Origin of the sequence: Enterobacter sp. N18-03635, from assembly GCF_004006055.1 — a bacterium.
GTDB classification, from domain to species: domain Bacteria; phylum Pseudomonadota; class Gammaproteobacteria; order Enterobacterales; family Enterobacteriaceae; genus Enterobacter; species Enterobacter vonholyi.
Map to the genome: position 1 here is coordinate 1,233,610 of NZ_CP034769.1, position 23,905 is coordinate 1,257,514.

Annotated in this window: 26 protein-coding genes; 6 read left to right on the plus strand and 20 right to left on the minus strand. The window is 53.5% G+C overall.

Annotated elements, in window-relative coordinates; all coding sequences use genetic code 11:
- Positions 1–33: 33 nt before the first annotated feature.
- On the minus strand, positions 34–462 hold the full coding sequence (gene uspG, locus ELK40_RS06535; protein ID WP_127730022.1) for a universal stress protein UspG: 429 nt from the start codon (positions 460–462) through the stop codon (positions 34–36).
- A 180-nt stretch (positions 463–642) separates the two neighbouring features.
- On the opposite strand from uspG, the gene ELK40_RS06540 reads away from it, so the two are divergent.
- Entirely contained in the window at positions 643–1,881 is a 1,239-nt protein-coding gene (locus tag ELK40_RS06540) for a zinc-dependent alcohol dehydrogenase (protein ID WP_111964406.1), read from the plus strand.
- Positions 1,882–1,889: 8 nt separating this feature from the next.
- Here the strand turns inward: ELK40_RS06540 and yldA are convergent, their stop codons facing one another.
- Both yldA and rnk read right to left on the minus strand, forming a co-directional pair.
- Complete coding sequence (yldA, locus tag ELK40_RS22965; RefSeq protein WP_271367125.1) at positions 1,890–1,979, minus strand: small membrane protein YldA; 90 nt, start codon at positions 1,977–1,979, stop codon at positions 1,890–1,892.
- A 139-nt stretch (positions 1,980–2,118) separates the two neighbouring features.
- Entirely contained in the window at positions 2,119–2,529 is a 411-nt protein-coding gene (rnk, locus tag ELK40_RS06545; protein WP_033144918.1) for a nucleoside diphosphate kinase regulator, read from the minus strand.
- A gap of 246 nt (positions 2,530–2,775) precedes the next feature.
- Here rnk and ELK40_RS06550 point away from each other — a divergent pair, with 246 nt between their 5' ends.
- Positions 2,776–3,393: a flavin reductase family protein gene (locus tag ELK40_RS06550; protein ID WP_111964405.1), complete on the plus strand. Its 618-nt coding sequence runs from the start codon at positions 2,776–2,778 to the stop codon at positions 3,391–3,393.
- Here ELK40_RS06550 and rna read toward each other — a convergent pair.
- Together rna and dcuC are read right to left on the minus strand one after the other, a co-directional pair.
- Positions 3,387–4,196, minus strand: coding sequence for a ribonuclease I (gene rna / locus ELK40_RS06555; protein WP_127730025.1), 810 nt, complete (start codon positions 4,194–4,196; stop codon positions 3,387–3,389). The genes ELK40_RS06550 and rna overlap by 7 nt on opposite strands.
- A 94-nt stretch (positions 4,197–4,290) precedes the next feature.
- Positions 4,291–5,658: an anaerobic C4-dicarboxylate transporter DcuC gene (gene dcuC / locus ELK40_RS06560; RefSeq protein ID WP_127730028.1), complete on the minus strand. Its 1,368-nt coding sequence runs from the start codon at positions 5,656–5,658 to the stop codon at positions 4,291–4,293.
- A gap of 392 nt (positions 5,659–6,050) precedes the next feature.
- Here dcuC and pagP point away from each other — a divergent pair, with 392 nt between their 5' ends.
- Both pagP and cspE read left to right on the plus strand, forming a co-directional pair.
- A complete protein-coding gene (gene pagP, locus ELK40_RS06565; protein WP_249429395.1) occupies positions 6,051–6,668 on the plus strand; it encodes a lipid IV(A) palmitoyltransferase PagP in 618 nt (205 codons plus the stop codon).
- Between the two features lie 190 nt (positions 6,669–6,858).
- Positions 6,859–7,068 (plus strand): transcription antiterminator/RNA stability regulator CspE, encoded by a 210-nt coding sequence (gene cspE / locus ELK40_RS06570; protein ID WP_002439184.1) that lies wholly within the window; start codon positions 6,859–6,861, stop codon positions 7,066–7,068.
- Between the two features lie 219 nt (positions 7,069–7,287).
- On the opposite strand, the gene crcB is transcribed toward cspE, so the two are convergent.
- Positions 7,288–7,671, minus strand: coding sequence for a fluoride efflux transporter CrcB (gene crcB / locus ELK40_RS06575; protein WP_008501029.1), 384 nt, complete (start codon positions 7,669–7,671; stop codon positions 7,288–7,290).
- A 67-nt stretch (positions 7,672–7,738) separates the two neighbouring features.
- Here crcB and ELK40_RS06580 point away from each other — a divergent pair, with 67 nt between their 5' ends.
- Together ELK40_RS06580 and tatE are read left to right on the plus strand one after the other, a co-directional pair.
- The gene (locus tag ELK40_RS06580) at positions 7,739–8,527 is read left to right on the plus strand and encodes a deaminated glutathione amidase (RefSeq protein ID WP_127730031.1); all 789 of its coding nucleotides are present in this window, start codon (positions 7,739–7,741) and stop codon (positions 8,525–8,527) included.
- Positions 8,528–8,652: 125 nt separating this feature from the next.
- Positions 8,653–8,856 (plus strand): twin-arginine translocase subunit TatE, encoded by a 204-nt coding sequence (tatE, locus tag ELK40_RS06585; protein WP_023310742.1) that lies wholly within the window; start codon positions 8,653–8,655, stop codon positions 8,854–8,856.
- A gap of 80 nt (positions 8,857–8,936) precedes the next feature.
- Here tatE and lipA read toward each other — a convergent pair whose 3' ends face one another.
- The 14 genes from lipA to leuS all read right to left on the minus strand — a co-directional run bounded on the left by lipA (position 8,937) and on the right by leuS (position 23,898).
- A complete protein-coding gene (gene lipA, locus ELK40_RS06590; protein ID WP_028019480.1) occupies positions 8,937–9,902 on the minus strand; it encodes a lipoyl synthase in 966 nt (321 codons plus the stop codon).
- A gap of 207 nt (positions 9,903–10,109) precedes the next feature.
- Positions 10,110–11,063: a YbeF family transcriptional regulator gene (locus ELK40_RS06595; protein ID WP_115874489.1), complete on the minus strand. Its 954-nt coding sequence runs from the start codon at positions 11,061–11,063 to the stop codon at positions 10,110–10,112.
- A 291-nt stretch (positions 11,064–11,354) separates the two neighbouring features.
- Complete coding sequence (lipB, locus tag ELK40_RS06600; protein WP_111964398.1) at positions 11,355–11,996, minus strand: lipoyl(octanoyl) transferase LipB; 642 nt, start codon at positions 11,994–11,996, stop codon at positions 11,355–11,357.
- A gap of 94 nt (positions 11,997–12,090) precedes the next feature.
- Positions 12,091–12,354, minus strand: a complete 264-nt coding sequence (gene ybeD / locus ELK40_RS06605; RefSeq protein WP_006177135.1) for a DUF493 family protein YbeD — start codon at positions 12,352–12,354, stop codon at positions 12,091–12,093.
- Between the two features lie 106 nt (positions 12,355–12,460).
- Positions 12,461–13,672, minus strand: a complete 1,212-nt coding sequence (gene dacA / locus ELK40_RS06610; RefSeq protein ID WP_032638844.1) for a D-alanyl-D-alanine carboxypeptidase DacA — start codon at positions 13,670–13,672, stop codon at positions 12,461–12,463.
- Positions 13,673–13,811: 139 nt separating this feature from the next.
- Entirely contained in the window at positions 13,812–14,924 is a 1,113-nt protein-coding gene (gene rlpA / locus ELK40_RS06615) for an endolytic peptidoglycan transglycosylase RlpA (protein WP_127730034.1), read from the minus strand.
- 16 nt (positions 14,925–14,940) lie between these two features.
- The gene (gene mrdB, locus ELK40_RS06620) at positions 14,941–16,053 is read right to left on the minus strand and encodes a peptidoglycan glycosyltransferase MrdB (protein ID WP_023310746.1); all 1,113 of its coding nucleotides are present in this window, start codon (positions 16,051–16,053) and stop codon (positions 14,941–14,943) included.
- A gap of 2 nt (positions 16,054–16,055) precedes the next feature.
- Positions 16,056–17,957 carry a peptidoglycan DD-transpeptidase MrdA gene (mrdA, locus tag ELK40_RS06625; protein ID WP_008501038.1) on the minus strand — a complete coding sequence of 634 codons (1,902 nt, stop codon included), beginning with the start codon at positions 17,955–17,957 and terminating at the stop codon, positions 16,056–16,058.
- A 28-nt stretch (positions 17,958–17,985) separates the two neighbouring features.
- Positions 17,986–18,453: a 23S rRNA (pseudouridine(1915)-N(3))-methyltransferase RlmH gene (gene rlmH / locus ELK40_RS06630; protein ID WP_023310748.1), complete on the minus strand. Its 468-nt coding sequence runs from the start codon at positions 18,451–18,453 to the stop codon at positions 17,986–17,988.
- Between the two features lie 3 nt (positions 18,454–18,456).
- Positions 18,457–18,774, minus strand: coding sequence for a ribosome silencing factor (gene rsfS / locus ELK40_RS06635; RefSeq protein WP_023334893.1), 318 nt, complete (start codon positions 18,772–18,774; stop codon positions 18,457–18,459).
- A 268-nt stretch (positions 18,775–19,042) separates the two neighbouring features.
- Positions 19,043–19,708, minus strand: a complete 666-nt coding sequence (gene nadD / locus ELK40_RS06640) for a nicotinate-nucleotide adenylyltransferase (protein WP_045402141.1) — start codon at positions 19,706–19,708, stop codon at positions 19,043–19,045.
- The gene (gene holA, locus ELK40_RS06645; RefSeq protein ID WP_127732741.1) at positions 19,701–20,732 is read right to left on the minus strand and encodes a DNA polymerase III subunit delta; all 1,032 of its coding nucleotides are present in this window, start codon (positions 20,730–20,732) and stop codon (positions 19,701–19,703) included. The genes nadD and holA overlap by 8 nt, the downstream gene beginning before the upstream one ends.
- On the minus strand, positions 20,732–21,301 hold the full coding sequence (lptE, locus tag ELK40_RS06650; protein WP_111964394.1) for an LPS assembly lipoprotein LptE: 570 nt from the start codon (positions 21,299–21,301) through the stop codon (positions 20,732–20,734). Before lptE ends, holA begins: the two co-directional genes overlap by 1 nt.
- A gap of 14 nt (positions 21,302–21,315) precedes the next feature.
- On the minus strand, positions 21,316–23,898 hold the full coding sequence (gene leuS / locus ELK40_RS06655; RefSeq protein WP_146749031.1) for a leucine--tRNA ligase: 2,583 nt from the start codon (positions 23,896–23,898) through the stop codon (positions 21,316–21,318).
- Between the last annotated feature and the right edge of the window lie 7 nt (positions 23,899–23,905).

The following is a 23,905-nucleotide window of genomic DNA, read 5'->3' on the forward strand; positions in this document are numbered from 1 at the left end:
TAGCGAGAGGCCACCGAAAGGTGGCCTCTTTTTTTATCTGACGACCATCACCGGTATATGGGTGTGGCGGATGACGCTGGAGGCGTTAGAGCCCAGCAGATGCGTGGTAATGGAAGGGTTGCGCGAACCGATGACCACCACGTCTGCCTTCAGTTCGTTCGCCAGTTCGTTTACCGCATCGCGAACGCTGCCGAATCTGACGTGCGTTTTGATTCGTGAAGAGTCGATGCTGAAGTGGCTGACCATGGTTTGCAGGCGCGTTTCCGCCTCGTGCTGCAGATGCTCTTCGAAGCGACGCACGTCGGCAGCAAAGCGGTGCAGGCTCAGGCTGGCGGAGCCTGGCAGTACGTGTAAAAGATGGATAACACCGTCCTGCTGCGCCAGGAACTCCGCATGGCGAACGGCCTTGTCGCTCAGCTCCATCTCAAAAACATCAACCGGCATAATGATTCTCTGATACATACCCGTTTCTCCTTGTTTATAAACGCTGAACTCATTTAACCATAAAATATTAATGGTTTCTGTAAGCGCTCCGTCAGTTTTCTTATCTCACCAGGATAAATCTCAAAAGCCCCGTATTCCAGGGCAGACCTTCAGGGGTAGCTACCCTTATACACTTACCTGAAGCCTTTCGGAGGTCGCATGAAAGCACTTACGTATCACGGTCCGCACCATGTTCGCGTCGAGAATGTCCCCGATCCCATCATCGAACAGCCTGACGATATCATTCTGCGCGTTACGGCCACGGCTATATGCGGCTCCGATTTACATCTTTATCGCGGAAAGATCCCGAAGGTGCAGCACGGCGACATTTTTGGCCATGAGTTTATGGGGGAAATCGTCGAGTGCGGCACAGAGGTGAAGAATTTGCAAAAAGGCGATCGCGTGGTGATCCCCTTTGTCATCGCCTGCGGAGACTGTTTCTTCTGTCGTCTGCAGCAATACGCGGCCTGTGAGAATACCAATGCCGGGCAGGGTGCCGCGCTGAACAAAAAGCAAATACCCGCACCGGCCGCGCTGTTTGGCTATAGCCATCTCTACGGCGGCGTGCCGGGGGGACAGGCGGAATATGTCCGCGTGCCAAAAGGCAACGTCGGGCCGTTTAAGGTCCCGCAGCTTCTTTCCGATGATAAAGCGTTATTCCTTTCCGATATTTTGCCCACGGCCTGGCAGGCGGCAAAAAATGCGCAGATTGAAAAAGGCTCAAGCGTAGCGGTTTTCGGTGCTGGGCCGGTGGGGCTACTGACCATTGCCTGCGCGCGACTGCTGGGGGCTGAGCAGATCTTTGTTATCGATCATCATCCGTACCGGTTGCGATTTGCAGAGGCGCGTTACGGCGCAATCCCTATCAACTTTGATGATGATAACGACGCGGCGGAAAAAATCATCGAACAGACCGCGGGCCATCGCGGCGTTGACGCCGTGATTGATGCAGTCGGGTTTGAAGCGAAAGGTAGCACCACTGAAACGATCCTCAGCAATCTTAAAATTGAAGGTAGTAGCGGCAAAGCGTTGCGTCAGTGCATTGCTGCCGTACGGCGCGGTGGGGTGGTCAGCGTACCCGGCGTGTACGCTGGGTTTATTCATGGCTTCCTGTTTGGCGATGCCTTCGATAAGGGGCTGACGTTTAAGATGGGCCAGACGCACGTCCATGCCTGGCTGGGTGAACTGTTACCGCTGATCGAAAAAGGGCTGCTTACCCCGGAAGAGATCGTGACCCATTATCTTCCCCTTGCGGATGCGGAACGCGCCTATAAGGTATTCGAAAAACGGGAGGAAGAGTGCCGGAAGGTGATTCTGGTCCCTGGTGCGGAAACACCCGAGGCCGCAGAGCAGAAAGTTAAGGGCCTGGTAAATGCTTTCCCGGGTGGGGTTGCATGAGTTCTCGCTTAACTGTGGCGTTCAAGATAAAGCACGGCCGCGACGATAATCGCCACAATAATGAGAAAAATAAGTGTGATAGCCAGTATCTCACTCATGACCGTCCCCGCGGCACCAAAACAGATTAAGCCTGGGTTAAGGGTCTTTTGCGCGATATAAGAAAATGGGGTGAATTTACGGAAAGAGGATGCGGCTGCATCCTCTGTGCAAAGCGGGTGGGCGCTTGTTCAGAAGTGTTTAACGCAGGTAATCGCCCGCAGCTTCTGGCTGGTAGAGCAACGCCAGTACTTCCAGATGGGCAGAGGCGCCGCCCGGCAATTCCCAGTGGATCGTATCCCCCGTACGCAGCCCCAGCAGTGCGGCACCCACAGGGGCCAGAACAGAAAGCTGTGTGCTGCTGTCGGTCATCTGAGCCGGATAAACCAGCGTGCGGGTCAACTCTTCACCGGTGGTCAGGTTGCGGAATTTCACCTGGCTGTTCATAGTGACCACGTCATGCGGCATCGTCTCAGGCGTGCACATCTGTGCCCGGTCGAGCTCCTCATTAAGGGCGTCGGCCACGGGGAGCGAGGCGAACTCCGCTTTTTCCAGCAGTCTGTCGATACGTTCTGCGTCGAGCTCATTGATGATAATGGTAGGTCTGGACATTTTTTACTCCATGTCGTTAATGCTGCGTCTAACGCAGAAACTGATCCAAAAGAAAACCCTCGCCGTCTGGCAGCGAGGGTTTAACTCTCCCGATGATACTGGCTGAGCGCGCAAGTTTGAAGTGATGAAGGTCACATTCATGGTCCATATGAATTTTCGCTGAAATTTATTCAGTCTTCATTCCCGGCGGAATACGTTACGCTGAGTGTCCTGTATCCGGGCGTTGCCCACCAACGAGAGAGCACTATGTACTTCTATCAACCGTCCCAGGGGCACGGCCTGCCGCATGACCCGCTAAACGCCATTATTGGTCCACGTCCGATTGGCTGGATCTCCTCCTGCGATAAGGCCGGTCAGCTCAATCTCGCGCCGTATAGCTTCTTTAACTGCTTTAACTATCGCCCGCCGATCATCGGCTTTTCCAGCAACGGCTGGAAGGACAGCGTGCGTAATATTACCGAAACAAAGGAATTTGTCTGGAACCTGGCAACGCGCGATCTCGCGCACGCGATGAATCAAACCTCTGCAATGCTTCCGCACGATCGGGATGAATTTAGCTTTGCCGGGCTCACGCCAGCGGCAAGTCAACTGGTTAACGCGCCCCGCGTCGCAGAAAGCCCGGTGAACTTTGAGTGCCGCCTGTCACAGTGCATTCAGCTTACCGGTGCCGACGGCACACCGGTCGATACCTGGCTGGTGTTGGGGGAGGTGGTCGGTATCCATATTGCCGAAACGCTGCTGGAAGAGGGGATATACCAGACGGCGAAAGCGCAGCCCATCCTGCGTGCGGGTGGGCCGACGGCGTATTATGGCATCAGTGACGAAAACCGGTTTGATATGGTTCGCCCGACTGTGGGTCAGTAACCGGCTTTATCAATCACGAATTGATTTCCGCAGTTACCTGGATGTGGCTGCGGCGCAAATGACGCTGCAGAAAGCGGGTTGTTGATAGTGTCAGCCTTCAGCGAAATCTGCATCTCGGTCAGATACGCCGGGTTGCCGTTGCATGTCAGCTTGATCGCTTTGATGTTCTCCCTGCCCCAGCTTTTGGCAACGGCACTGTCAAAGTCGCTGCGATTGACGGGTTTTCCGTAGTTATCGGCAAGGAATTTACCGACCGCACTGTTTTTAACTTCCTGGTTCATTCGCACCATCGTGCCGAAATAGGCATCCGGATCGAAACCAAAGCAGACGCCATGTTTGGCGTATTCGTAGCGTTCCAGGCAGGAATTACCGCCTGCACCCGGCATCACGTCGTTGAGCTTTGCGGCAGCGGAAAGCGACAGCCCGGTTTCGGCGGCATCGCATTTGCGGCTGGCCTTCACTTCCGGCATGTTCGGAATGGGGCGCGTGGCGCAGCCAAAACGCATCCATCGACGCTCATCCACCCCGCGTGCGGCGATGGATTTTGGCAGGCCGGGCCATAGTCCGTGAACGGTCAGAAAATCGGCTTTATTATCACTCTCTTTTTGCAGGCGACATTCGTCAGGTTCATTGCGGTTGCGTTCGACCATGCTCTGGCAAAACCCGGTTTGCCAGGACAGAGCCAACACATAGCGATCGAAATCGCCGTACTGTGTTGCCTTAAGCGGTTCCGCCTGTGCGGAGAAGATACAGAGAGCAAGCGCCATTGCGCCAGACGGGACGACGATATCCTTCCTGAACATATGATTTCCTGATCGAATGAGCACGATTAATTTCTGGAAGTTATTAAAGCACAAAAAGCGCCCGCAGGCGCTTTTTGGATATCAGTAATTTAGCTTAGGCCGCGCCGGGAACCAGCACTTCCGTGGCGATAATCACGATAATCAGACCAACCAGAACGGGTACTGAGGTGCGCTTGACGACTTCAAATGGCGAGATTTTCGCCATTCCGGCAACGGCAACGACCACGCCCGACACCGGCGAAATGGTACGGCCCAGGTTTGACGCCTGCAGCATGGGAATGGAGAGATAGGCCGGGTTAATACCGGACGAGTGAGCCAGCTTCGGGATCATCTCAACGAAAGCGTAGAAAGGGGCATTGCCGGAACCGGTGGTCATCGCCGCCAGCATGGTCAGCACCACCAGAACCAGCATCAGGATAATACTGGCCGAGCCGAACGAGGTGGCGATAGAGATCAGGCTCTGGATAAAGCCGATCGTGCTCAGACCCTGGGCAAAAACGCCCGCTGCAACCAGCAGAATCACCACGCCAGCGAAGGCATCCGCCATACCGCGATACGCTACTTCCAGACCCGAGAAGACCTTTTGCGTGTTAAAACCGCGCACAAACTCCAGCGCGGCGGCAAGCAGCATACAGATAACCAGAATGGTGATGATGTGCAGCTGTGGACCCCATTTGCCGTCAAAAATCAGCACTCCGACGATCGGAGTGAACGGCAGAATGGCATAGAGCGCGGGAGCGGTGGTGGTGATTTCACTCACATCCATCATTTCATGGCTAATGTTTTCTTTCTTATCGAGATAGCGTTGCCAGAAGAAATGCGCGATCCCCATGCCCACTATGGCAACGATTGAGATCGGTAACGTGGTTTTAAAGGCGAAGTCGATGAGTGACATCTCCGCCGCCTTTGCCGCCAGCACAACGTCGCCGGAGGTCGGGGAGAGAATAATGGCTGCCGGAGACGCACAAATTGCCGCGGCCGCGCCACGGCTGATGCCCACGTTCACCATAACCGGGAACAGCGTGGCCATCAGCAGTACGCCAAGTCCGGTAGCCGACGAAACGGCCAGCGACATCAGGCAGGCGAGGAAATAGGCCGCGACCATCAGCAGATATGGCGAATTGATGTATTGCAGAGGTTTGGAGGCAAGCTTAACGACCATATCGTTAGCGCCGATGTGGGTCATATAGGCCGCAAAACCACACAGCATCATGATCATCATGCCCAGATCGCCGCCGCGGCTCATGAGCAATATTTTAATGTATTCAACAATATCTGTAGCGCTGTAACCGGTGCTGGTCGCGCTGGCAGGCAACACCTGATGCCCCATTATTGCGCTGATAATCAGCAGTGTTAAACCGCCAACAAATAATACGCCCGTGGCTGAGTAGCCTTTAATGATGTAGCGTGCGACGCCGACAATGACGACGACTCCAATAAGGAGTTCGAATAGCGTAAGCATGATTTCCCCTGTATCTCTGCTGCAATGGAGCACAAAAAATCAATAAAAAATGAAGGATGAAAATGTGCCGAATAATTGGCCTGTTCTTGCTGATTAAAATCAATAAACAGACGACTAGAGAACAGAACAACCGTGTTTTTGCCATGGTTCATACATTTATGTCATGAGGCCCTTGACCGTCAGAAATAGCGCAACATGTCCCAATAATGATAACAAATTGTTAATGCTTTGTGTGGTTTTGCATGTCACTGATTAAGAAGGTTAAAGTATAATCCCACACTCCGAATGGGATTATTTGGGCGTGCTGCATGCTCTCTTTAAGAATATTCCCGGAAAGAGGCCGAATAATTAGGAATAACGCCGATGTCGTTAAGACTTGATTCAACTACTTTATGGTAAACTTTGCTTCGAATACTAAGAATGGTAATTGCATTGTGATCGTACGTAATACATTTTTCTCTATTTTGTTGTTTATTTTTGGGCAGTTAACGTTTTCTTCTGTTGCACAGGCAGAAGGCAAAGAGGCGGATAAAGGCTGGTTCTCAACCTTTACGGATAATGTTTCCCAGACATGGACTGCACCTGAACATTATGATCTCTATGTTCCGGCAATAACGTGGCATGCGCGGTTTGCTTATGACAAAGAGAAAACCGATAAATACAACGAGCGTCCATGGGGTGCGGGTTTTGGTCAGTCGCGCTGGGATGAAAAGGGAAACTGGCATGGCATCTATCTGATGGCCTTCAAAGACTCGTTTAATAAATGGGAGCCTATTGGGGGTTATGGTTGGGAGAAAACCTGGCGCCCGCTAGCGGACGAAAACTTCCACGTCGGTTTGGGCTATACCGCCGGGGTCACTGCACGTGACAACTGGAACTACATCCCGATCCCAGTGCTGCTGCCTTTGGCCTCTATTGGCTATGGCCCCGCAACGTTCCAGATGACCTACATTCCGGGTACGTACAACAACGGTAACGTTTACTTCGCATGGATGCGTTTTCAGTTTTAACTGACAAAACGTTACATGCTGGTGAAAAAACGCGCAGACGTTGATTCATAAGCGATAAAAATCTGTCAGTGAAAATTAACGCGACTTTAGTCACTTTTTATCAAAGATCCGCTGGACAAAAGGTCCCACAATTGATGTACTGATAACCGACACAGCATTTGTGTCGTTTTTTAATGTAAAGGTAATTTTGATGTCTAAGATTAAAGGTAACGTTAAGTGGTTTAATGAGTCCAAAGGATTCGGTTTCATTACTCCTGAAGATGGCAGCAAAGACGTGTTCGTACACTTCTCTGCAATCCAGTCTAATGGTTTCAAAACTCTGGCTGAAGGTCAGCGTGTAGAGTTCGAAATCACTAACGGTGCCAAAGGCCCTTCTGCTGCTAACGTAATCGCTCTGTAATTCAGACGCGTCAGCAAGAATTTCAAAACCCGCTCAACGAGCGGGTTTTTTTCGTGTTGAATCAGCCAAGCAGATACATTTTCAGGAAGCTGGCAACGATCAGCACGCTCAATAACACCATTCCTGCGCTCATCAGACTCTGTTTCATTCTGTCACCCTCGTTCAGTACTGCATTCAGAGTGACAGAGAAAAATTAAGCCAACATTAACGGTTCGGCTGTTAATGCGCGCTTGCGGAAGAAAATAGCCAAAATGCGATCCCCGTCATCGCAAAAGAGCCGAGCATATTGATCGCCATATTCATCAGCGCCCAGCCGATACGGCCTTCCTGAAAGAGAAAAACTGTCTCCGCAGAAAAGGTTGAGAAGGTGGTCAAACCGCCGCAAAATCCGGTGGTAATCAATACCTTCCACATTGGGTCGATATGCGTCATTCGGTTAAACCAGGCCAGCCCCATGCCAATGATAAAAGCACCAATCAGGTTAGCGGCAAGCGTCCCCATGGGAATCGCCTGATGCAGGGGATTAAACCGCATACTCAGAAACCACCGCGCAACGCTACCCGTTCCCCCACCAATAAAAACGGCTAAAAGTAGTTGTAACACGCTAAATACCTGCTATTTGATGTGTAAGAGAAGCGAGTTTAACGCCGTTTATGATAAGGGGACAAATATGTATGTTGCGGTAGGGCAGTTTGTGGTCACGCCTGAGTGGCATAAAAATGCGCTCACGTGCGTCAACCTGATGAAGCAGGCCGGGCAGAAAGGGGCGTCGCTGCTGGTTCTCCCCGAGGCGCTGCTGGCCAGGGATGATAATGACCCGGATTTATCCGTGAAGTCCGCGCAGCCGCTGGACGGCGAATTTTTACAACATTTGCTCGCCCAGAGCGCGGGCAATACGATGACAACAATCTTAACGATCCATGTCCCCTCCACGCCGGGTCGCGCAGTGAATACGCTGGTGGCGATTCGTGACGGGGCCATAGTCGCACGTTACGCCAAGCTTCATCTCTATGACGCGTTCAGCATCCAGGAGTCGAGGCTCGTTGACCCCGGAGACAATATCCCACCGCTGCTGGAGATTGACGGATTCAGGATCGGGCTGATGACCTGCTATGACCTGCGTTTTCCCGAGCTGGCGCTGCATCTGGCGCTGCAGGGTGCGGACGTACTGGTGCTGCCTGCCGCGTGGGTCAAAGGGCCGTTAAAAGAGCACCACTGGGCAACGCTGCTTGCGGCACGCGCGCTGGATACCACCTGCTATGTCGTTGCCGCAGGAGAATGTGGCACGAAAAACATCGGGCAAAGCAGGGTGGTTGATCCGCTGGGGGTGACGATAGCCGCCGCCGCTGAAGCCCCGGACTTGCTGGTTGCGGAGATAAAACCAGAGAGAATTGCGCTTGCGCGTCAGCAATTACCCGTTCTTCTTAATCGTCGGTTTGCGCCACCGCAATTATTGTGATGTTTTTTTCAACAATGCTTGATTCACCTTGTTACAGATTGCTATTGTGTGCACGCGCTAAATGACCGTTAATACAATCAGGTTTTGGCGCTGAATGCAGCCTGTTATAAGTAAAGAAGGTATCTATGGGTGAGATTAGTATTACCAAACTGCTGGTGGTTGCCGCACTGGTCGTCCTGCTGTTTGGTACCAAGAAGTTACGCACGCTGGGTGGTGACCTGGGGGCTGCCATCAAAGGCTTTAAGAAAGCGATGAACGATGATGATGCAGCGGCGAAGAAAAGCGCCGAGGATGACGTCCCGGCAGATAAGCTTTCTCACAAAGAGTGACAGCATCGCCCAAGGGCTTGCGAAAAAAACCGGCTCATGTGGCCGGTTTTTTCGTATTACTGTAAATGAATATTACAGCATTATTTCACTTCTTCGCCTTTAGCCTGCATATCGGCATGGTATGAAGAGCGAACAAATGGGCCGCATGCTGCGTGGGTGAAGCCCATCGCCATCGCTTCGGCTTTCATTTCATCGAACTCGTCCGGGCTCACGTAGCGCTGTACCGGCAGGTGGTGACGGCTTGGCTGGAGATACTGTCCCAGGGTCAACATGGTCACACCGTGGCGGCGAAGATCGCGCATCACCTCGATGATTTCGTCGTTAGTTTCACCCAGACCCACCATCAGACCAGACTTAGTCGGAATATGTGGATGCGCTTCTTTGAAACGCTCCAGCAGTTTCAGAGACCAGTTATAGTCAGCACCCGGGCGTACCTGACGGTAGATACGCGGCACGTTCTCCAGATTGTGGTTAAACACATCTGGCGGCGTAGCGGTGAGGATATCCAGCGCGCGGTCCATACGGCCACGGAAGTCAGGCACCAGCGTCTCGATTTTGATGTTTGGACTTTTCTCGCGAATGGCCGTAATACAGTCGGCGAAGTGCTGCGCTCCGCCGTCACGCAGATCGTCACGGTCAACGGAGGTGATAACTACGTAACGCAGCGCCATGTCGGCGATAGTCTGCGCCAGCTTCTGGGGTTCGTTAGCATCAGGTGCGACTGGACGGCCATGAGCAACATCGCAGAACGGGCAGCGACGGGTACAGATAGCACCCAGAATCATAAACGTCGCGGTACCGTGATTGAAACATTCAGCAAGGTTAGGACAAGAGGCTTCTTCACAAACGGAGTGAAGGCCATTCTTGCGCATCGCCGCTTTGATCCCCTGGATACGCGAAGAGTCGGCCGGAAGTTTGATTTTCATCCATTCCGGTTTTCTTAACAGCGCCTCGCGCTCTGTAGCCACGTTTTTAACCGGGATAAGGGCCATTTTATCGGCATCGCGGTATTTAACACCGCGTTCCATCACAATGGGTTTACTCATAGCGTGCGTGTTCCAGTTGCGAATATCGAAGGAAAGCGTTTCAATTCAAGGGAATGTTGTATTTATCAACTATTTTTGAACGAACGACAGGCAGTATATCATTGAAACGGTCGTTAAAGCAGCCTGCCAGATCGCCAATTTGTAAAATAGTTGTTGTTTTGTGCCTTTTGCCCTGCCCGTTGCAGGGACTTGTGCTGGGTAAACCTGTCAGAAGGCCTGACGGATAATGCGGATAACGTTTTCCAGGACCGGATCGCGCAAACTCAGCTTGTTATAATGCAGTGAAATCTCGATAGATTCCGCATTAAGCTGGCTGAGCGGAATGCTTTCCAGCGGCCAGCATTTTCGTAGCAGACTGTACAGGCGTGATGGCATAACGCACAGCATGTCGCTGCTACCGATCAGGGATGCGGTGGTAAACATATTGTAGCTGCTGAAGCTGATCTGTCGTTCAGGGAAAATTTCATCAATGCGCTGACGAAGTGCATGGTTAGACTGCCCTTCGGTCATGAAAGACGAATGGTCGTAGTTGCGAAGGTTTTCGATGGTCAACGGCTCGCTAAGAGCAGGATGCTGCTGGCGGCAAACCAGCACCAGATTATCTGCATAGAGCACATTTTGACCCAGCGCTCTGGCACTGAAGCTGCCGCTTTCTATAATCAGGTCCGTCTGGAACTGGGCAAGTTGAATGTCAGGTTCATTGAGAGGCACATTGCGAAGCAGGAGCTGCGGAGCATGCTCTTTCACGGCCTGAAAGATCGCAGGCATGACCAGTACACCCACAGAAGGGGAACAGCCGATGGTGATGGTTCTTTGCTTATCATAGCTCCCGGTTAAATCCAGTGCGCCCAGAATCGACTCCAGACCCTGGCTGATGTACTCATGCAGATGCGTGGCGTAAGCCGTCGGCGTTACCCCCTGGCCCTTACGGATAAATAACGGGTCAGGAAATATAGCGCGCAGCTTTTGGATTGACTGGCTTATTGCTGAAGGCGTGAGATTAAGAATTTTCGCAGCGTTAACGATACCCTTATGGACATATACTGCCTCAAAAATAGTCAATAAATTGAGATCAATATTACGTAAAGTCCGAAAAATTTGCGGCTTGTCTTCGCCACCAGGTTCATTCAGTCGTTTGGCTGGTAAATTATTATACTCCACGCTTTCACTCCGTATACATTCACAATATGAATGATAGTTGAATTTATTTATTATGCTTGTAGAGATTCGTAAAGTGTTGGTTTTGTTTCACTTGTTTATCAAAAGCAAACACTTGTGTGATAATTGCTCACGTTACTTATGCCGTGTTTGCCGTACTTGCTGGAGGCTAAATAATATGTAGCGGTAATATTCGGGCGCTTCGAAAATATAGAATCTGTGGATTATTGTAAAGCGCAAAAACGGTAAATAAACGGTGGCCCGCCAAATTAGCGAGCCATGTTGTATGATATATTAAGCAGCGATATATTCGTGTGGGGGATTGTTAAGTAGTGCTAAAACATTCTTCAAAAGCACGGGACGAATACTGTCTGGCGTAGCGGTTTCAACCCACTGACGAACTTGCGTCATTTCCATGCCGGCGTAGCCGCAGGGGTTTATGCGCTGGAAAGGGGCGAGATCCATATTAATGTTCAATGCCAGGCCGTGGAACGAACAGCCTTTACGAATACGCAGCCCCAGAGAGCAGATCTTCATTTCCCCAACGTACACCCCAGGCGCATCGGCTCGCGGATGCGCATCAATACCATATTCCGCCAGCGTGTTGACGACAGTTTGTTCCAGTAAGGTAACCAGTTCGCGGACGCCCAGCTTTCTGCGCTTCAGGTTGAGCAGGACGTACATCACCTGCTGCCCGGGTCCATGGTAAGTGACCTGACCGCCGCGATCGCTCTGAATAACCGGGATATCTCCCGTCATTAACAAATGTTCTGCTTTACCCGCCTGACCCTGAGTAAATACCGGCAGGTGTTCGACAAGCCAGATCTCATCCGGGGTGCTGTCATCGCGTGAATCGGTGAAGTCATGCATAGCCTGGGAGACAGGCTCATAAGGTTGCAGCCCGAGGTGACGGACCAGAATTTTATCCTGATACAAAACTGCGTCTCCGAAGACGAGGGACAAAAGGTGTGCGGGATTATATCACAGCGGGGAGAGGGGTTACCCGGCAAACCGGGTAACCGCGAAGGGGCTACAGCACCATACGAACAATTTCGATATTGCCGAGTTCTTCGTAAAGCGTTTCAACCTGCTCAATATGTGTCGCAGTGATGGTAATAGAAACCGAGTGGTAGTTGCCCTTGCTGCTTGGTTTTACTGACGGAGAGTAGTCACCGGGCGCATGGCGCTGTACCACTTCAACCACCTGATCAACCAGCTCAGGTTTCGCCAGACCCATTACTTTGTAGGTAAATGAGGTAGGGAATTCAAGCAGTTCGTTAAGTTTGGTTTTCATGTCAGCTCCGGCGTAACGTCAAAAAATAATAACTCCCACGTCAGGTGGGAGTTATCAGGATACTTAGTATATGGGGATCAAAATCACACTTTCAAGTGTTCAATTTTTAACCAAACCAGTGGTGGAACATCAATTTAATGTAATCAATGATTTTGCCGAAGAAATTGCCTTCAGGAATTTCTTGCAGGACCACCAGCGGACGCTGATCGATCGTTTTGCCATCCAGCTGGAAGTTGATGGTGCCCACAACCTGGTTCTTCTGCAGCGGGGCGTGCAACTCGGTGCTGTTCAGTACGTAGCTGGCTTTCAGATCCTTCATACGACCACGCGGAATGGTCAGGTACAGGTCTTTATCAACGCCGAGAGAAGCACGGTCGTTGTCGCCGAACCAGACGGGTTCAGACGCAAACTCTTTGCCTGCTTTCAGTGGATTCACGGTTTCGAAGAAACGGAAGCCCCAGGTCAGCAGTTTCTTGCTTTCTGTTTCACGACCTTTGAAGGTGCGGCCGCCCATCACGGCAGAGATCAGACGCATCTGACCTTCAGTGGCAGAGGCCACCAGGTTGTAGCCCGCTTTGTCGGTGTGGCCAGTTTTGATGCCGTCAACGTTCAGGCTGTTATCCCACAGCAGACCGTTACGGTTGGTCTGACGAATACCGTTGAAAGTGAACTCTTTCTCTTTATAGATAGAGTATTCATTGGGGACATCGCGGATCAGCGCCTGACCAATCAGCGCCATGTCACGCGCGGAGCTGTACTGGCCGTCTGCATCCAGGCCGTGTACGGTCTGGAAATGGCTATTTTTCAGACCCAGCGCGTTCACGTAGCTGTTCATCAGACCCACGAAGGCGTCCTGGCTACCGGCGGCGAAATCGGCCATTGCCACGCAGGCGTCGTTACCCGACTGCAGGTTGATACCGCGAATCAGCTGGGAAACAGGAACCTGCATACCCGGCTTCAGGAACATCAGAGAGGAACCTTTGAAAACAGGGTTCCCGGTTGCCCACGCATCGTTACCGATGGTGACCAGATCCGATTCTTTGAATTTACCTGCCTTCATCGCCTGGCCGATAACGTAGCTGGTCATCATTTTGGTCAGGCTGGCCGGGTCACGGCGGGCATCGGCATTCTGTTCTGCCAGCACTTTGCCAGAGTTGTAATCGATCAGGATGTAGGATTCCGCGTCGATTTGCGGAACGCCAGGGATCATGGTCTTGATATTCAGGTCATCAGCGTGAGCTGCAGAGAGCGCAGCCGCGCAAAGGGCCGTGGTCAGCGCCATGCGCTGCACAAAACGAGCAGAAAAAGTGGTCTTCATGGTCAGAACTACGACATCCGTGATGGAATTAAAAAAAGTGCCTTACTATAGCAAATGCTATTCAGGCAGGCATCCGACTTTAAGCATGAGTTTGTGAATGCGTTTTACACAAACTGACAATTCGGATACCGCCGGTTAATTATTTTGCAACAGCGATAAATGACTGAAGCTGAGCTTCATTCTGCAAACGCTGCTGCAGGGAGGCGGCCTGCGATTTGCTGGCAAACGGCCCCATCTGAATGCGCCAGACCGCACCGTTCTGCTCAACGCGTCCTGGTACGCTAAATTGCTGGCTCAGACGCTGCTGATACTGTTTGGCCCGGGCCTGATCGCTCACTGCACCGACCTGAACCACATAGCTGCCGCTGGCTGCTGTTGGAGCCGCCACCGCCGCACTTTGCGTGGCCGCGGGCGCCGTTACGGGAGCCGGCTGGGTTGCTGGCGCGGCAACGGGAGCAGGGGCTGGAGTAGGCTCACTGCCTTCCAGCACGCCCGAGGCTAAGGTCGTTGGGGCGCCAAGAAAACCGCTACTCTTTACCGGCGCGCCGGTAGAATCCTCGCTTTGCAGCGTATCATTACTGATCGGGCGGATTTCTCCCCCCGGCTGAGCAGGCTCTGCCGGAGACGAGACGCTTCCCATTCCGCCGTCAAGATTTGGGCGGTCAGGAAGGGCATAGGTCTGTTTTGCGACCGTCGTACACGCGGTTCCCGGCCCGGAGAGCGAACCATCCTGCGCGACGATAATCGGGTCAATACGGACCTTGGTGTTGTTCGAGGTGTTCAGGCGATCGGCAGACGCGCGCGACAGGGAAATCACCCGGTCATTCCCGTACGGGCCGCGGTCGTTGATGCGCACGACGATCATACGGCCGTTCGCCAGGTTGGTGATACGGGCGTAGCTCGGGATAGGCAGCGTCGGATGTGCTGCCGTCAGCTGCATTGGGTCGAACGCTTCCCCGGATGCCGTCAGGTTACTGCCTGGCTCGGCATCATAAATGGCGGCAAAGCCCGCCTGACTGAAACGGGAAGGGTCCTGAACAATTTTATAGCTTTTGCCGTCGCGCTCGTAATCCTGATTGGCACTGGCATTCAGCGGTTCATAAACGGGATCGGCACCGCTGATTTCAACGATCGGGCCATTACACACCGCAGGCTGCGGCGGCGCGACGGTTGCCTGTTGCTGACCATCATCACTTGTGCAGGCCGCAAGTAAACTTGCCGCAATGCAGATCCCCAGCCACTGCTTACGCATTCCGATCCCCTTATTTTTATACGCTTTTTGACAACATTTTTCTGTGGGTATGGATCGACATCACGATACCAAACCCGGCCATCAACACGATCAGTGCCGAGCCTCCGTAACTCACCAGCGGCAGCGGTACGCCTACCACCGGCAGAATACCACTCACCATACCAATATTTACGAAGACATAAACGAATAAAATCAGCATCAACCCGCCAGCCATGACGCGACCAAAGGTGGTTTGCGCGCGTGCTGCAATCCACAATCCACGCATGATCAGCAGTACATAGAGCGCCAGCAATATTAAGATGCCAACCAGTCCCAGTTCTTCCGCCAGTACGGCAAAGATAAAGTCGGTGTGGCGTTCCGGTAAAAATTCCAGCTGAGACTGCGTGCCGTGCAGCCAGCCTTTACCGCGCAGTCCGCCGGAGCCAATCGCAATCTTTGACTGAATAATATGATAGCCCGCGCCCAGCGGATCGGTTTCCGGATCGAGCAGCATCATAACGCGCTGGCGCTGGTAGTCATGCATCAGGAAGAACCACAGGATAGGAATGAAAGCCGCAATCAGCACCACCGCGATACCAATCAGGCGCCAGCTCAGTCCCGACAGGAACAGGACAAACAGGCCGGAGAGGGCAATAAGGATTGAGGTCCCCAGGTCAGGCTGTGCCGCAACCAGCAGCGTTGGCAGGAAAATCAGCACCAGCGCGATAGCGGTATTCTTCAGAGACGGCGGACAGACGTCGCGGTTGATAAAGCGTGCCACCATCAGTGGAACGGCGATTTTGGCAATTTCAGAGGGCTGGAAGCGGACAACGCCCAGATCCAGCCAGCGCTGCGCCCCTTTTGAAATGGCGCCAAACGCATCGACCGCAACCAGCAGAATAATACAGAAGATGTAGAGATAGGGCGCCCAGCCTTCGTAGACGCGCGGCGGGATCTGCGCCATCACCACCATGATAATTAGACCCATGGCGATCTGGCCGATTTTGCGCTCCATCATCCCGATGTCCTGGCCGCTGGCGCTCCAGATAACCAGCGCGCTGTAAACCAGCAGAGCCAGCAGGATCAGCAGCATGGCTGGGTCGATGTGGATTTTGTCCCACAGCGATTTTTTATTTGGATTATCCGTCATGATTATTGGTCCTCCGCCGCAGCGGCGGCCGGGTTTTCAGCCGGCAGTTCGGTGTTGTTATCACCCAGCATAATGTGGTCAAGGATCTGGCGCATGATGGTCCCTACTGCAGGCCCGGCACCGCCGTTCTCGAGAATCATCGCCACCGCGACCTGCGGGTTGTCATAAGGAGCAAACGCCGTCATCAGCTTATGGTCACGCAGACGTTCAGCAATGCGGTGCGCGTTATAGGTTTCATTGGCCTTAAGACCAAACACCTGCGCAGTACCGGACTTCGCCGCCACTTTGTACGGCGTCCCGGCGAAATACTTGTGTGCGGTACCGTTCGGGCGGTTTGCCACGCCGTACATACCGTCTTTCGCAATTTCCCAGAAGCCTGAATGTATGTCACCCACCGGGGCTTCATGCGGCTGGTTCCACGGCACTTTTTTGCCGTCTTCAACCGTACTCTGCAGCAGATGCGGCACTTTCACCACGCCGTCATTGATGAGGATCATCATGGCTTTGTTCATCTGAAGCGGCGTTGCCGTCCAGTAGCCCTGACCGATACCCACCGGAATGGTGTCGCCCTGATACCACGGTTTTTTAAAGCGCTTCAGCTTCCATTCGCGCGTCGGCATGTTGCCGGAGCGTTCTTCTGCAAGGTCAACGCCGGTATAGTGCCCGTAGCCGAATTTGCTCATCCATTCTGACAGGCGGTCGATCCCCATGTCATACGCCACCTGATAGAAGAAGGTATCCGCAGACTCCTCCAGCGATTTGGTGACGTTCAGATGACCGTGGCCCCATTTTTTCCAGTCACGATAGCGCTTATCTGAACCCGGCAGCTGCCACCAGCCTGGGTCAAACAGGCTGGTATTACGGTTGATGACGCCGGCACTCAGCGCAGAAACCGCGACGTACGGTTTAACCGTTGATGCCGGCGGGTAAACCCCTTGCGTTGCACGGTTCACCAGCGGCGTGTTCGGATCGTTCAGCAGACCGGAATAGTCTTTACTGGATATGCCGTCAACGAAGAGGTTCGGGTCATAGCTAGGCATGGAGACCATCGCCAGGATGCCGCCGGTACGAGGATCGGTGACCACAACGGCTGCACGACTGCCCGCCAGCAGGGTTTCAATATACTGCTGAAGCTTGAGGTCGAGCGTCAGATAGACGTCATGCCCCGCCTGAGGCGGCACTTCTTTCAGCTGGCGGATCACGCGGCCACGGTTGTTAACCTCAACCTCTTCATAGCCGGTTTGCCCGTGCAGAACGTCTTCGTAGTAACGTTCGATCCCCAGCTTACCGATATCGTGCGTTGCGGCGTAGTTGGCCAGCTTGCCGTCTTTATCAAGACGGTCAACGTCTTTGTCGTTAATCTTGGAAACGTAGCCAATCACATGCGTCAGCGCGGAGCCGTAGGGATAGTAGCGACGCTTATAGCCCTTCACTTCCACGCCGGGGAAACGGTACTGGTTCACCGCAAAGCGGGCCACCTGGACTTCCGTCAGATTGGTTTTAACCGGAATGGAGGTAAAACGGTGAGAGCGGGCGCGCTCTTTTTTGAAGGCGGCGATATCGTCATCGTTAAGGTCGACAACGCTCTTTAGCGCTTCCAGCGTATCCTGAACGTTATCGACTTTTTCCGGCATCATCTCGATTTGATAGATGGTGCGGTTTAGCGCCAGCGGGGTGCCGTTACGATCGTAAATAATGCCGCGGCTGGGTGCGATAGGCACCAGCTTAATACGGTTTTCGTTTGAACGCGTCTGGTAGTCGGTAAAGCGGACAATTTGCAGATTATAAAGGTTGGCGATCAGCACGCCGGTAAGCAGCAAAATCCCGGTAAAGGCGACCAGCGCCCGGCGCACAAACAGCGCGGACTCAGCCGTATAGTCGCGAAAAGAATTCTGTAGTTTCATCCGCTGCTTAATCTACCCTGGTCAGTCATTACTCGCGGTGATAGGGGTGGTTGGTAGTAATGCTCCACGCGCGATACAGGCTTTCAGCCACCAGTACCCGAACGAGCGGATGGGGAAGCGTCAGCGCGGAGAGGGACCAACTTTGTTCAGCCGCCGCTTTGCAGGCAGGGGATAACCCTTCTGGCCCGCCAATCAACAGACTGACGTCACGGCCATCCTGCTTCCAGCGCTCCAGTTCTTGCGCCAGCTGCGGCGTATCCCAGGGTTTACCTGGAATATCGAGGGTGACGATGCGGTTCTTGCCTGCGGCAGCCAGCATCAGTTCGCCCTCTTTATCGAGAATACGTTTGATATCAGCGTTCTTGCCGCGCTTACCGGCGGGAATTTCCACCAGCTCGAACGGCATGTCTTTTGGAAAACGACGCAGATATTCAGTAAAACCGGTTTGTACCCAGTCCGGCATTTTGGTGCCGACGGCGACCAGCTGCAACTTCACGCATTAACCCCAGAGTTTTTCCAGCTCATACAGGCGACGGCTCTCGTCCTGCATGACGTGGACAATCACATCGCCGAGGTCGACTACCACCCAGTCAGCCGTCGCTTCACCTTCAACGCCCAGCGGCAACAGCCCTGCTGCACGCGATTCCTGAACCACGTGATCGGCAATCGAAACAACATGACGCGTCGATGTACCGGTGCAGATGATCATGCAGTCGGTAATACTGGATTTACCCTTAACGTCGATAGCGATGATGTCCTGACCTTTCAGGTCATCAATTTTGTCAATAACAAAATCCTGGAGTGCTTTACCCTGCAAGTTTTCCCCCTGGGTGAATGAGATTGTAAAACTTTGAATTCGTAGCCAGACAGTATACCTGAACTCACGCCTGTGTCGGGACAAATGTCTCCGGTCGGGCTTCAGAAGGCGGGTATCATCCCACCCTCCGCCTGAGATTGCATCGCCATTTTTGTAAAACAATTTCTGTAAAGCAATTATCGGCGGGAAAGTCTGGCAGCGGAGAATAACAGTATGGCTTACCCTGTCAAGGCAGGATAAACAATAAGCCCCTTTTTATGCCCTCCGGCTATTCATCTGCGCTTTTCTGATACAAACCGTGCGCATGGATATAGGCTAACACCGGTGCGGGGAGCAGATCGTCACAGGCTAAACCCTGCTGTAAACGCTCACGAATGAGGGTCGCAGAGATATCGAACCACGGCGTTTCCGCAAGATAGATCTTCCCGGCAGGCTGATTATGAAGATCTTCAACATTATCGGTGAGATGGTCTTCCAGCCACTGCTGGTACTGCGCTTCGCGCATGGTCAGCGGATAGCCCGGACGGCGGCAGACCAGCAGGTGGCTGTTCTCCAGAATAGTTTCATACTGATGCCATGTGGGGAAATTCAGCAGGGAATCCTGGCCGATGATAAACGCCAGCGGCTGGTCTGGCCCTTGTTCGGCGCGCCACTCCTGAAGCGTCTGAGATGTCCAGGAGGGTGTGTCGCGACGCAGCTCACGCTCGTCAAGTCGGAAGAGGGGTTTATCCGCAATGGCAAGGGCAAGCATCTCTTTTCGCTGCTCGCTGGTCGCCTCGGGCTGTGGACGATGGGGCGGGACATTGTTGGGCATAATGGTGACGCGCTGAAGGCCGATCAGATTCGCCAGAATTTCAACCGGCTTCAGATGCCCGTAATGTACCGGGTCGAAGGTGCCGCCATATAAGGCCTGTAAAGAATGCATGCTATCCATCAATAAAAACGTCTGCCAGCGCCTTGTGGCAGAGCAGCAGAGAAAGGCTTTCCAGCTCCGCCCACACCGACTGGCCGTAATCTTGTTTTAACGTGAGCTCTGCGCGCATCAGAAGCTGTACAGCCTGACGAAGCTGTTCCTGACTCAGGCGGTTGACGGCCTCGGTGGTCAAAGCCCGGCGATTTTGCCACACGCGGTGTTTATCAAACAGCGAACGCAGCGGCGTATGGGCAGACTGACGCTTGAGCGTAATCAGCAGCAGTAATTCGCGCTGCAGCGTACGCAGCAGAATAACGGGTTCGCTCCCTTCGAGACGCAGCTGTTGCAGAATATGCAGGGCGCGTTTGCTTTTCGCCGACAGCAGCGCGTCCACCCAGTGGAACGGCGTGAAGTGTGCCGCGTCGTTAACGGCCTGCTCGACGCGCGGCAAGGTCAGCTTGCCATCCGGCCAGAGCAGGGAGAGTCTGTCCAGCGCCTGTGCCAGTGCAAGCAGATTGCCTTCATAGCAGTAGCAGAGCAGTTGGTTCGCCGCATCATCCAGCTCAAGGTTGTTCTGCTTCGCTCTCGCTGCGACCCATTTTGGCAGATGCGCCTGTTCAGGCGTCTGACAGGTGACCTGCACTGCGTGGGCTGCGAGTTGTGTGAACCACGCCGCGTTTTCCTGCGCTTTGGTGAGCTTGTTACCGCGCACAATCAGCAGCAGATCGCTGTGAAGCAGGCTGACCAGCGTGGCCAGCTGTTCATTGATGGCCGCGTTAGGGCCGTTCTCCGGCAGCAGGATCTGAATAGTCTGGCGCGACGCAAAAAGGCTCATCGCCTGACAGAGTGAGAAGAGGGCATTCCAGTCGGTGCTGTTATCCAGCTGGACGGTGTGGTGTTCATCAAAGCCCTGAGAAGCGGCCTCATGCCGCACGGCATCAAGGCTTTCCTGAAGTAATAACGGATCGTTTCCAAGAAGCAGATACGCCGCGCGCAGCCCTTCTTTGAGCTGCGCGCGGAGTTGTTCAGGATACAGCCTGATCATCATTTACCCAGAGAGTTAGCAGCAGGAAGCGTGCCGGCAACCGGTTTTTCAACAATGTCAGAGCCTTGTTTGGTAGACGCTGCAATACTTGGCAGTTTACGGATCAGCTGTTCCGCCGCCTTGTCGTACATTTCGTTGATGATAATCTGCTGTTCGGCATCTTTTGCCAGCGCCGTCTGCGGGTTATCGAAGAACGAACGGTACACTTTCGTGCTGATCGGATAGATGTCTTTACCCGGGATCAGGACCGCTGCGCTGACCGTCAGCACCATCTGATATTCAGCTGTACGGCCATCCTGGAAGATAGAAGCGGTATCTCTCGACAGACCTCCTCCTATAATACGCAGAGACGGTACATCCTGGCGCAGCGTTTGTTTCTCAACAAGCTCAACGCCGTTCAGACGCAGCTGATTACGAATTGCCCGGCTGAGTGGGCCATTCGGATCTGATGAGTCGAAAATCATCGTTTTCATCTCAGCAGGCACCGCCGTGGTATTGCGCAGGTGCCATCCGCAGCCAGCGGTGACAAGCACCGCCAGTGATAAGAGTATTGTTGCCAGTTGTCGCACGTTTCCTCCCGCGCTTAGCCAACGACCAGATTGAGCAGTTTACCCGGTACGTAGATCACTTTACGTACGGTAACGCCCTCAAGATATTTTGCGACCAGAGGTTCCTGACCCGCGCGCTCGCGAACCTGTTCTTCGGTTGCATCGACCGCCACGGTAATTTTACCGCGGACTTTACCGTTCACCTGAACCACTACCAGCGTCGTGTTTTCCACCATCGCTGCTTCGTCAGCCTGCGGCCACGGCGCGTTGTCGATATCTCCTTCGCCTTTCAGCTCCTGCCACAGGGTGAAGCTAACGTGTGGAGTGAACGGGTTCAGCATGCGAACAACAGCCAGCAGTGCTTCACGCATTAAGGCGCGATCCTGCTCACCGTCCTGCGGGGCTTTCGCCAGCTTGTTCATCAGTTCCATAATAGCCGCAATTGCGGTATTGAAGGTCTGACGACGACCAATATCATCGGTTACTTTTGCAATCGTTTTATGAACATCACGACGCAGCGCCTGCTGATCTTCAGTCAGTGCGGCGGCGTTCAACGCTGGGGCATCACCCAGAGCAGTATGTTCATAAACCAGTTTCCAGACGCGTTTCAGGAAACGGTTAGCGCCTTCAACGCCAGATTCCTGCCACTCCAGAGTCATATCAGCCGGAGAGGCAAACATCATGAACAGACGAACGGTGTCAGCACCGTAGCGCTCAACCATCACCTGTGGGTCGATACCGTTGTTTTTCGACTTGGACATCTTGCTCATGCCGGTATAAACCAGTTCATGACCTTCGGCGTCTTTCGCCTTCACGATACGGCCTTTCTCGTCGCGCTCGACAATGGCATCAACCGGAGAAACCCAGTTACGCTCGCCGTTGGCGCCGACGTAATAGAATGCATCTGCCAGCACCATGCCCTGACACAGCAGCTGTTTGGCCGGTTCGTCAGAGTTCACCATGCCCGCATCGCGCATCAGCTTGTGGAAGAAGCGGAAGTAGAGCAGGTGCATGATGGCGTGTTCAATGCCGCCGATGTAGATATCTACCGGCAGCCAGTAGTTTGCCGCTTTGGAATCCAGCATGCCTTCCTGATACTGCGGGCAGGTGTAGCGCGCATAGTACCAGGATGACTCCATAAAGGTGTCAAAGGTGTCGGTTTCACGCAGCGCAGGCTGACCGTTGACGGTGGTTTTTGCCCACTCAGGATCGGCTTTGATCGGGCTGGTGATGCCGTCCATGACGACGTCTTCCGGCAGGATCACCGGGAGCTGATCTTCCGGCGTTGGCATCACGGTGCCATCTTCCAGCGTCACCATTGGGATTGGTGCACCCCAGTAACGCTGACGGGATACGCCCCAGTCGCGCAGACGGAAGTTAACCTTACGCTCACCCACGCCCAGAGAGGCCAGCTTATCGGCGATGGCATTGAAGCCCTCTTCGAAGCTCAGACCGCTGAACTCGCCGGAGTTGAACAAGGTCCCTTTTTCGGTCAGCGCTTGTTCAGACAGGTCTGGTTCTGAACCGTCAGCCGCCAGGATAACAGGCTTGATGGTCAGGCCATATTTGGTGGCAAATTCGTAGTCGCGCTGATCGTGACCCGGAACGGCCATCACGGCGCCCGTGCCGTATTCCATCAGTACGAAGTTGGCGGCCCAGACAGGGATCGCTTCGCCCGTCAGCGGGTGAATGGCTTTAAAGCCGGTATCAACGCCTTTTTTCTCCATCGTTGCCATATCGGCTTCGGCCACTTTGGTGTTGCGGCATTCGTCGATGAAGGTAGCCAGTTCCGGATTGTTTTCCGCTGCTTTCTGCGCCAGCGGGTGACCTGCGGCCACGGCCAGGTAGGTCGCGCCCATGAAGGTGTCCGGGCGGGTGGTGTAGACGGTCAGGGTCTGGTCGTAGTTCTCAACGTTGAAGGTGATTTCCACGCCTTCGGAACGGCCGATCCAGTTGCGCTGCATGGTCTTAACGGTATCTGGCCAGTGGTCCAGGTTATCCAGATCGTTCAGCAGCTCATCAGCATAAGCGGTGATTTTGATAAACCACTGCGGGATCTCTTTACGCTCTACTTTGGTGTCACAGCGCCAGCAGCAGCCATCAATAACCTGTTCGTTCGCGAGAACGGTCTGGTCGTTCGGGCACCAGTTAACGGCAGAGGTCTTCTTATACACCAGCCCTTTTTTGTACAGCTCGGTGAAGAACTTCTGCTCCCAGCGATAGTATTCGGGGGTACAGGTTGCCAGCTCGCGGCTCCAGTCATAGCCAAAGCCCAGCATTTTGAGCTGGTTTTTCATGTACGCGATGTTGTCGTACGTCCACGGTGCCGGTGCGGTGTTGTTTTTGACCGCTGCGCCTTCCGCAGGAAGACCGAACGCATCCCAGCCGATAGGCTGGAGCACGTTTTTGCCGAGCATGCGCTGGTAACGCGCAATCACATCGCCGATGGTGTAGTTACGCACGTGGCCCATGTGTAGTCGACCAGAAGGATAGGGAAGCATCGACAGGCAGTAATACTTCTCTTTGCTCTCGTCTTCGGTTACTTCAAAGGTGCGCTTCTCGTCCCAGTGTTGCTGGACTTTTGATTCTATCTCTTCCGGGCGGTATTGCTCTTGCATGGCAGCC